3 protein-coding genes and 1 pseudogene are annotated in these 2,962 nt (G+C 33.1%); all 4 read left to right on the top strand.

Annotation, left to right across the window (positions count from 1 at the left end; all coding sequences use genetic code 11):
- Positions 1-644, top strand: a pseudogene (locus VIO64_RS03345) (hypothetical protein); the annotation flags it as partial.
- A gap of 108 nt (positions 645-752) precedes the next feature.
- Positions 753-1,679 carry a WG repeat-containing protein gene (locus VIO64_RS03340; RefSeq protein WP_331915139.1) on the top strand — a complete coding sequence of 309 codons (927 nt, stop codon included), beginning with the start codon at positions 753-755 and terminating at the stop codon, positions 1,677-1,679.
- 123 nt (positions 1,680-1,802) lie between these two features.
- Positions 1,803-2,711: a WG repeat-containing protein gene (locus VIO64_RS03335; RefSeq protein WP_331915137.1), complete on the top strand. Its 909-nt coding sequence runs from the start codon at positions 1,803-1,805 to the stop codon at positions 2,709-2,711.
- A 92-nt stretch (positions 2,712-2,803) separates the two neighbouring features.
- Positions 2,804-2,962 (top strand): WG repeat-containing protein (locus tag VIO64_RS23010; protein ID WP_414705228.1); only part of this gene is annotated, 159 nt, incomplete at its 3' end.

Genomic DNA, 2,962 nt, shown 5'->3' with positions numbered 1-2,962 from the left:
AACAGGAATTGCTTTTAGAGCCCGAAAAGATTTATAATCTAAATATAGAAGATTACCATACATATTATGTATCTGAGATGTCTGTGTTGGTGCATAATATTGGATGCCCGAAGATATCTGACATGATAAATGATGTAGCTGCATTAGGGAAAATGACAGTAGCAGAGCTGACGGATTTGGCGAGCCTCCTAAAAGCACAGAATTATTCAAGAGTTATGTTGAGGGAATTGTTAGATGGTATAAAAGCGGGAACATATACACTTGAGAATGTTACCGATATCAGCAGGATAAGATATAAAATATCTATGCCAAGTACCGGAACAGTAGTATTTTTAGATAAATATGGCAAGATTGCGAAGTTTGAATATATCGTTGGCTCTGGAGGAGTGAGAGGCTCGGGATATTCCAGAGCAATCGTGCCAAAGGGGACAGAAAAAGGACATATAAAGTCTGTTTTTGAAGGTGCTATGGATAATTGTATAGAAGACAGTCCATTCAATATAATTGCTCAGATGCCTGCTGTAAATGACCCTCGTATGAAAGCATTTGAAGCTTTTAGAAAGAGTAGTTGTGGTGGGATGAAAGTTACAGTTGATATTTTGGGAGATGGTTATGTACAAGTTAAGATACCAGGAAAAAAATAGATGTTATTTATAATCCATTATCTAATATTGCGGATCGTTGGGATGCTGATTGGTTCTTACAAGGAGGTATTTGGGATTAATGTACACTCTAAAAAGGAAGGTGTTTTTATGAATGAATTATATTTAATGAAAGTTGGGAATTTATATGGATTTATTAACAATACAGGACAATTTATAATTGAACCTATGTATTGTGATGCAAGACAATTTAGTGAAGAGTTAGCATATGTAAAGACTACGGATGGTAAAGATGGATACATTAACTATAAAAATGATATGATTATATCAATTGATGCAGATTATTATGGACAATTTAGTAATGGTCTCGCACATGTGAAGATAAATAAAGAAAGTTTCTATATTGATAAATCTGGAAATTTCAGCATCAAACCAAAATCAGTTGGGGTAACTGGATTTAACCAGTCAGGTACGGCAGTGGTAAGAACAGAAGGAAAGTGGGGAATTATAGACAAACTAGGGTATTATGTGATTCCTCCTATATATCAAGCGTTGTCGAACTTTTCAGAAGGATTGGTAGCAGCTAGGAAAGACGATAAGGAAGGATATATTGACGTAAATGGAGAAATGGTAATCGATTTTAAATTTATTAAAGCTGTAAGTTTTTCTGAAGGTCTTGCAGTGGCTTCTTTGGATGGTAATAATTATGGATACATTAATGAGCGTGGGGAGTTTATTATAGAACCCCAATTTTACCAGGCTTTCGATTTTAAGGAAGGGTTTGCGAGATTTAGGGATAGCAAGAGTAAGTATGGCTTCATAGATAAGTCAGGAAAGGTAGTAATTAAGAACAAGTATCAGTATGTAGGTGATTTTAGTGAAGGATTAGCAGTTATACAAGTTAAGGATAAACAAGGATATATTGATACTAGTGGAAAAGTAATAGTTAAGCCGGTTTTTGAACCAGCGAGTGAATTTAAAAATGGACTTGCACAAGTTAATTATGGAGGAGAATGGGGCTATATAAACAAGAAGGGTGAGTTTGTATATAAGCCAAAAGGTTTTGACTTATGGTAAGATCTATACCTAAATAATGTTTTGTTATTCAATTAAACCACATGTTGAATTTATGTCTACATGTGGTTTGTGATTGAATACAAGGAAAGAAGATAGGGAGCTATGGAGATGTCATACTTTCTTATGAAAAAAGACAACTTATATGGATTTATTAATGAGGATGGTAAGTTTGTAATCGAACCTACCTATAAAATAGCAAGAGATTTTAGTGATGGTTTGGCATCAGTAAAAACCATTGATGGAATAAAAGGTTTTATTGATTATGACAATAATTTGGTATTAACTATGGATTATGGCTATGTTTCAGATTTTAGCAATGGATTTGCAGTCTTTAGGTATGAAGGTAAAGAAGGGCTTGTTAATAAAAATGGAGAAGTTGTTATAAAACCTAAATTTGATAGGGTTGGTAATGTTGATACCCATGGGTATTTATTAGTTGAAATAGAAGGGAAAAGATATATTATTGATAAAAACGGAAATTTTGTGAATAAAGGAGGGTTTAATCTATTTTCGCATTTCAATGAAGGTCTTGCACTTGTAAGTAAAGACGGAAAAGATGGTTTTATTAATGAAAAAGGTGAACTTGTTATTGATTGTAAGTATAAAAATTGCTGGACATTTTCAGAGGGCTTAGCTTTGATATCTTCAGATGATGAAAAATATGGATATATCAATACAAAAGGGGATATCGTAATCGAACCGCAATTTTATCAAGCTTTTGATTTTAAGGAAGGGTTTGCAAGATTTAGGGATAGCAAGAGTAAGTATGGCTTCATAGATACGACTGGAAAGGTAGTAATTAAGAACAAGTATCAGTATGTAGGTGATTTTAGTGAAGGATTAGCAGTAATACAAGTTAAGGATAAACAAGGATATATTGATACAAGTGGAAAAGTAATAGTTAAGCCGGTTTTTGAACCAGCGAGTGAATTTAAAAATGGACTTGCACGAGTTAATTATGGAGGAGAATGGGGCTATATAAACAAAGAAGGTGAGTTTGTATATAAGCCAAAAGGTTTTGATTTATGGTAGGATATATACCTAAATAATGTTTTGTTATACAATTAAACCACATGTTGAATTTATGTCTACATGTGGTTTGTATTTGAATACAAGTAAAGGATATGAAAAGTATGGAGAAGGCATATTTTGTTATGAAGATAGGAAGCCTGTATGGATATATAAATGCTGATGGAAAGTTTTTAATTGAACCACAGTATAAAAGAGCGGATGACTTTAGTGATGAAGTTGCCTTTGTAAAAACAACTGATGATAAATATGGA

Source organism: Pseudobacteroides sp., assembly GCF_036567765.1.
Classification (GTDB): Bacteria; Bacillota; Clostridia; order Acetivibrionales; family DSM-2933; genus Pseudobacteroides.
This window is presented reverse-complemented; position numbering and strand designations above follow the sequence as displayed.

What these genes read in the sequence shown, in the direction of transcription:
- VIO64_RS03340 (WP_331915139.1), top strand. Translation starts at nt 753, where the DNA reads ATGAATGAATTATATTTAATGAAAGTTGGGAATTTATATGGATTTATT.
- VIO64_RS03335 (WP_331915137.1), top strand. Translation starts at nt 1,803, where the DNA reads ATGAAAAAAGACAACTTATATGGATTTATTAATGAGGATGGTAAGTTT.